The organism is Mycobacterium sp., assembly GCF_039583805.1.
Lineage (GTDB): Bacteria > Actinomycetota > Actinomycetes > Mycobacteriales > Mycobacteriaceae > Mycobacterium.
The window spans coordinates 7,653-13,463 of record NZ_JAVKSH010000102.1 but is presented as its reverse complement, the minus strand read 5'-3'; the positions used below and the strand labels follow the sequence as shown (position 1 = coordinate 13,463).

Genomic DNA, 5,811 nt, shown 5'->3' with positions numbered 1-5,811 from the left:
ACCGGTTGACAGATTGATTTTGCATCTGTCAATATAGAAGCATGTCGAATCAAGCTGAGTTATGAGCGCCTCGCAGGCCTTGGCGCTGGTCCGTGAACCCCTGAGCGAGGCGTCGGCCGCCGCGCTGGTCCCGATGTTCAAGGCGCTGGGCGATCCGGTGCGGTTGCGCTTGGTGAGTCTGATCGCCAGCCATGCCGGCGGGGAAGCGTGCGTTTGCGATATCTCCGCAACCATCAACCTCGCCCAGCCCACCATCTCCCATCACCTCAAAGTGCTGCGTTCGGCAGGACTGCTGGGCAGCCAGCGCCGCGGCACGTGGGTCTACTACTGGGTGATTCCCGCTGCCCTGCAGCAACTGTCGACCATTCTGCAGATCGAGGATGGGCCCGCTGACCGGTCCGATGTCTGCGCCGAGGAAGTCGCCCAGTGAGCGCCCCGGCCACCGCCTCCCGGGGAACCCCCTCGTGTCGGTCGCACTCCCCACGGGGGCCAAGGGGGGGCGGGGAACCCGGTCCACGTCGTACCGGCGGGGGACGGTCACCATCGGCCGTGGCCGCGCTACGCCGCCGAACTAGCTTCCCTGGGCGTGCGGCGACCTGCAGCCGCAAAGCCCGCCGTCACGCCGATAACCAGCCGTAACACGGCATACAGAACGACATACAGCACGACCGAGGAGGGCAGGAGAGCACATGTACCTCGACTACGGGGTCTTGCCGCCGGAGATCAACTCGGGGCGTATGTACGCCGGCCCGGGTTCGGGGTCGCTGCTGTCCGCCGCGTCGGCATGGGACCAACTGGCCACCGAATATCATTCCGCCGCAGTCCAATACGGATCCACGATCTCGAAATTGACTACCGGACAGTGGACCGGGCCGTCCTCGGTGGCGATGGCGGCCGCCGCTCAGACGTATGTGGCGTGGCTGCACACCACCGCCGTGCAGGCCGAGCAGACGGCCGGCCAAGCCAAGGCGGCGGCCGCCGCCCACTCGATGGCGCGCGCTGCCGTGGTGCCCCCGTCGGTGATCGCGTCCAACCGCTCCCTGTTGACGGCGTTGATCGCGCACAACTTTTTCGGCCAGTACACCGCGGCGATCGGGGAGACCGAGCGCCAGTACGCGCAGATGTGGGCACAGGACGCGGCGGCAATGCAAGGCTACGCGCGCTCCTGCGCGGCCGCGTCGAAACTCACCCCGTTCAGTGCGCCGACGCAGAACACCAACCCGGCCGGGCAGGCCGCCCAATCCGCCTCGGTCGCCCAGGTTTCGGGCGGTGCCGCCGGAACGAGTGCGCAATCGATGCTGTCTCAGCTGGCGAGCCCGCTCACCTCGGCGGCGGGAGCGTCGGGCTCGTCGTCGAACGCCACGTCCGCGCTCGGTTCGGCCTCGATTTTTTCGGGCTTTGCCGGACAGGCTTACGGCAACTTGATCGGCACCTATTCCAGTTCCGCAGACGTTCTCAGCAACCTCAACAACGGGATCGGCTTGGCCACATTCACCGCCGAAAACCCCGCGGGGCTATTCGAGGCGCTCAATCCGCCGTTCGTGGGGCCAGCGGCGTTGAGCCTCGGCGGCCCGGGGCTGGCTGCGAGTGCGGGCCAGGCGATCAAGATCGGAGCGTTGTCGGTGCCGCCGGCCTGGGCGATGCCCGTTTCAGCGATCACCCCCGCGTCCGTCACGGTGCCGATCGCGAGCCCCGCCCCGGCTGTCGCCGCGGGATTACCGGGAGCAGCGTTCGGCGAGACCATGCTGGGCACGCTGGCCGGGCGGGGTCTGGGCGGCGCGACGGCCCGCGTGGTCTCCCGCCGCCGCGGTGTGGTGCCCCGGTCGCCCGCAGCCGGCTGATGGGATCGGGGCCGGCCGACTCACACACCTAGCAACGGAGAGCGCGCGGTACGACAATGGACTTCGCTCTGCTTCCCCCGGAGATCAATTCCGGGCGGATGTACACCGGCCCCGGGGCAGGGCCGATGCTGGCGGCCGCGGCGGCCTGGGATGCGCTGGCCCGCGAGCTGGAATCGGCCGCGGTGGGCTACTCGTCGGTGATCTCTGGGCTGGCTGGTCGGGAGTGGTCCGGCCCGGCGTCGGTGGCGATGGCGGTTTCCGCTCAACGGTATGTGGCGTGGCTGCAGGCCAGCTCCGCGCAGGCCGAGCACACCGCGATTCAGGCCAAGACGGCTGCCGCGGCCTTCGCGGCGGCGTTTGCGGCCACGGTGCCACCACCGGTGATCGCCGCCAACCGGGCTTTGCTGGCGGCGCTGGCCGCGACCAACTTCTTCGGGCAGAACACCCCGGCGATCATGGCCACCGAGGCGCATTACCTGGAGATGTGGGCGCAAGACGCCGCCGCGATGTACGGGTACGCCAGTGCGTCGTCCTCGGCGAGTGCGCTGACACCGTTCAGCGCGCCACCCCAGTCCACCCGCCAGGCCGGGCTGGGCGCTCAACTCGCTTCGGTCGGCCCGGCCGCCGGTACCGCCACCGGCGCCCACACCCACGCCCTGGCCCAGCTGACGGCCGCGGCCCCCGCCGCAATGCACCAGCTCGGCTCGTCTAGCACGCCGGCGGCGCAGACACCGTTGTCGTTAGGCCAGCTGGCTACCCTGTCGGGTCCCGTGAGCCAGGTGACGGGTAATGCATCCAGTGCGTTCAATGGCCTGGTGGACGCATACGACTATGGGACAATCTTGGCCGCTTTTGAGAGGGAAGTCCTCGTAAGGGGCGGGTTGGCCGGATTCTTCACGTTCCAGGGTCTGGGTCCGCATGGAGCCTTGTCCGGTGTTGGCGGGTCGCTCGGGGGGCTGGGCAAAGCGGCCTCGCTGGGTCCGCTCGCGGGCCTGGGCCAGGCGTCCTCGGTTGGGGCGCTGTCGGTGCCACCGAGCTGGGCTGCGGCCGCCCCGGAGGTCGCGCCGGTCGCGCTGTCGCTCACCTCCGCCGGTGCCGGCGCCGTCCCGGTCGCGGCCGTCGGCCTGCCGCCCGGAATGGCGTTGCAGGAGGCGATGATGGGAACGACGTTCGGGCGAGGCGCACTCTCCACGACGACGGAACGCCCCGATGACGATGACAAAGACAAGAAGAAAGACAACAAAGAGAAAGACGAGAAGCCAGGGGAGCGGTCGGCTGCGGCCTTGATCATGCCCAGCGGCTGGCTGGCGTCGACCTGGGCTTTCCACACCCGCAGACGCGCCGACCCAGATCTGCAACCGCTCCCGTCACAATGGGAGGAGACGTTGTCCGCCAACCGGTCCGCATGGGGATGAACGCGAAAACTGCGTAAACCCGGCACACGGCAGCGCGTCCAGGGCGGCCGACGGGCCGAGGCGTCAGCCCCCGTCTTTCACCTGCGCCATCGCCAGCACGTCGAGGCGACGGTCCAACTCCTCGATCGAGAGTTTCCCGCCGATCAGGCCGCGGTCGATCACGGTCTGGCGGATCGTTTTTCGCTCCTTGAGCGCTTGTTTGGCCACCGCGGCGGCCTCTTCGTAGCCGATCGCCGAGTTCAGCGGCGTTACGATCGACGGCGACGACTCGGCCAGCTCGCGCAGGTGCTCGACGTTGGCGGTCAGCCCGGTGATGCAGCGTTTGGCGAACAGCCGGGACACGTTGGCCAGCAGCCGAAGCGACTCCAACGCGTTGCGCGCCATCATCGGGATGTAGACGTTGAGTTCGAAGGCACCGTTCGCGCCACCCCATGCGATCGCAGCGTCGTTACCGACCACCTGGGCGGCCACTTGGGTAACCGCTTCGGGGATAACGGGATTCACCTTGCCGGGCATGATGGAGCTGCCCGGCTGCAGATCCGGCAGCGCGATTTCGGCCAGGCCGGTCAGCGGGCCGGATCCCATCCAGCGGATGTCGTTGGCGATCTTGGTCAGCGACACCGCGATCGTGCGCAGCGCGCCGGATACCTCGACCAGTCCGTCGCGAGCGGCCTGGGCTTCGAAAGGGTTTGTTGCGGTGCGTAATTCGGTCAGGCCGGTTTTCTTGACGAGCACGTCGACAACCCTGGTGCCGAAGCCGTCGGGCGCGTTGAGGCCGGTGCCCACCGCCGTGCCGCCGATCGCGAGCTCGCCGAGCCGGGGGAGGCATCCTCGCACTCGTTCGATGCCGGCCTCGACCTGGCGGGCGTATCCGGAGAACTCCTGGCCGAGTGTCACCGGGACGGCATCCATCAGGTGGGTGCGGCCGGACTTCACCACTGTCCGCCACTCGCGAGCCTTGTCCGCGAGCGCGTCATGCAGCACCTGTAGCGCCGGAATAAGTTGGCGCACAGCGGCTTCGGTCGCCGCAATGTGGGTGGCTGTCGGAAACGTGTCGTTGGACGACTGCGACATGTTGACGTCGTCGTTGGGGTGTAGCGTCACGCCGTGGGCGGCTGCTATCGACGCGATCACCTCGTTGGTGTTCATGTTGGAGCTGGTGCCCGACCCAGTCTGGAACACGTCGATGGGGAACTGGTCGTCGTGGCGGCCGTCGGCGACCTCACCCGCGGCGGCGATGATCGCATCGGCCTTCTCTGGCGCCAACAGGCCGAGGTCTTTGTTGACTTGTGCGCAGGCGCCTTTCAGCAGGCCCAATGCGCGGATCTGGGCGCGTTCCAACCCCCGGCCGGAGATCGGAAAGTTTTCGACCGCTCGCTGAGTCTGCGCGCGCCACAGGGCTTTTGCGGGCACCCGGACCTCGCCCATGGTGTCGTGTTCGATGCGGTACTCGCCGGTCTCGGCCATGTGGTGTGATCCTCGGTCTCAGGGCAGTGGGTAGGCGGCGCTGGAATCGCCGGTGAAGTCGATCGCCGAGTATTCGTTGAGCTTGGACAGCCGATGATAGGCGTCGATCATCCGCACGGTGCCGGACTTCGAACGCATCACGATCGACTGGGTGGTGCAGCCGCCCGGGTAGTAGCGCACCCCTTTGAGCAGGTCGCCGTCGGTGACGCCGGTGGCGCAGAAGAACACGTTCTCACCGGACACCAGGTCCTCGGTTTTCAGCACCGCGTCCAAGTCGTAGCCCGCATCGAGGGCCTTGCGGCGTTCCGCGTCGTCGCGGGGGGCGAGTTGCGCCTGGATCGCGCCGCCCATGCACCGGATGGCCGCGGCGGTGATGATGCCTTCCGGGGTGCCGCCGATCCCGGCCAGCATGTCGGTGCCGGAGTGTGGCCGGCAGGCCGAGATCGCCCCGGCCACGTCGCCGTCGGTGATGAGCCGGATCCGCGCCCCGGTGGCGCGCACGTCGGCGATGAGCTGGGCGTGCCGGGGCCGGTCCAGGATGCACACTGTCATGTCGCGCAGGGACAGGCCTTTCACCTTGGCGACGGCGTGGATGTTGTCGGCGATCGGCGCGGTGATGTCCACCACGTGTGCGGCGTCGGACCCGACGGCGATCTTGTTCATGTAGAACACCGCCGACGGGTCGAACATCGCTCCGCGGTCGGCGACGGCGAGCACCGCGATGGCGTTGGGCATGCCTTTGCTCATCAGCGTGGTCCCGTCGATGGGGTCGACGGCGAAGTCGCACTCCGGGCCGTCGCCGTTGCCGACTTCCTCGCCGTTGTAGAGCATCGGCGCATGGTCCTTCTCGCCCTCGCCGATGACGACCACGCCGCGCATGGACACCGTGTTCACCAGTTCGCGGATCGCGTCGACGGCCGCGCCGTCGCCGCCCTCCTTGTCGCCGCGGCCCACCCAGCGGCCGGCGGCCATCGCGCCTGCCTCGGTGACCCGCACCAATTCCAGGGCCAGGTTGCGGTCCGGGGCTTCGCGACGGCTGTGCGTCCGCGACGACGAGCCGGGTTCCGGCGAGGAGGTAGCGGCGCGGT

General features: G+C 68.4%; 5 protein-coding genes. 3 read left to right on the top strand and 2 right to left on the bottom strand.

The genetic code is table 11. The features are described 5' to 3' along the window. Positions 1–61 precede the first annotated feature (61 nt). From ABDW21_RS13665 to ABDW21_RS13655, 3 genes are all read left to right on the top strand, one after another. The gene (locus ABDW21_RS13665) at positions 62–430 is read left to right on the top strand and encodes a metalloregulator ArsR/SmtB family transcription factor (RefSeq protein ID WP_343710572.1); all 369 of its coding nucleotides are present in this window, start codon (positions 62–64) and stop codon (positions 428–430) included. Between the two features lie 259 nt (positions 431–689). Then, positions 690–1,841 (top strand): PPE family protein, encoded by a 1,152-nt coding sequence (locus ABDW21_RS13660; protein ID WP_343602771.1) that lies wholly within the window; start codon positions 690–692, stop codon positions 1,839–1,841. A 56-nt stretch (positions 1,842–1,897) separates the two neighbouring features. Continuing rightward, positions 1,898–3,256: a PPE family protein gene (locus tag ABDW21_RS13655; RefSeq protein WP_343602773.1), complete on the top strand. Its 1,359-nt coding sequence runs from the start codon at positions 1,898–1,900 to the stop codon at positions 3,254–3,256. Positions 3,257–3,319: 63 nt separating this feature from the next. Here ABDW21_RS13655 and ABDW21_RS13650 read toward each other — a convergent pair whose 3' ends face one another. Both ABDW21_RS13650 and glpX read right to left on the bottom strand, forming a co-directional pair. Then, the gene (locus tag ABDW21_RS13650) at positions 3,320–4,723 is read right to left on the bottom strand and encodes a class II fumarate hydratase (RefSeq protein WP_343602775.1); all 1,404 of its coding nucleotides are present in this window, start codon (positions 4,721–4,723) and stop codon (positions 3,320–3,322) included. Positions 4,724–4,741: 18 nt separating this feature from the next. Beyond that, positions 4,742–5,734 (bottom strand): class II fructose-bisphosphatase, encoded by a 993-nt coding sequence (gene glpX, locus ABDW21_RS13645; protein WP_343602780.1) that lies wholly within the window; start codon positions 5,732–5,734, stop codon positions 4,742–4,744. Positions 5,735–5,811: the final 77 nt, after the last annotated feature.

Bases quoted from the DNA above. Each gene is read 5' to 3' on its own strand.
- ABDW21_RS13660 (WP_343602771.1), top strand. From the start codon at position 690: ATGTACCTCGACTACGGGGTCTTGCCGCCGGAGATCAACTCGGGGCGT.
- ABDW21_RS13665 (WP_343710572.1), top strand. From the start codon at position 62: ATGAGCGCCTCGCAGGCCTTGGCGCTGGTCCGTGAACCCCTGAGCGAG.
- ABDW21_RS13655 (WP_343602773.1), top strand. From the start codon at position 1,898: ATGGACTTCGCTCTGCTTCCCCCGGAGATCAATTCCGGGCGGATGTAC.
- ABDW21_RS13650 (WP_343602775.1), bottom strand. From the start codon at position 4,723: ATGGCCGAGACCGGCGAGTACCGCATCGAACACGACACCATGGGCGAG.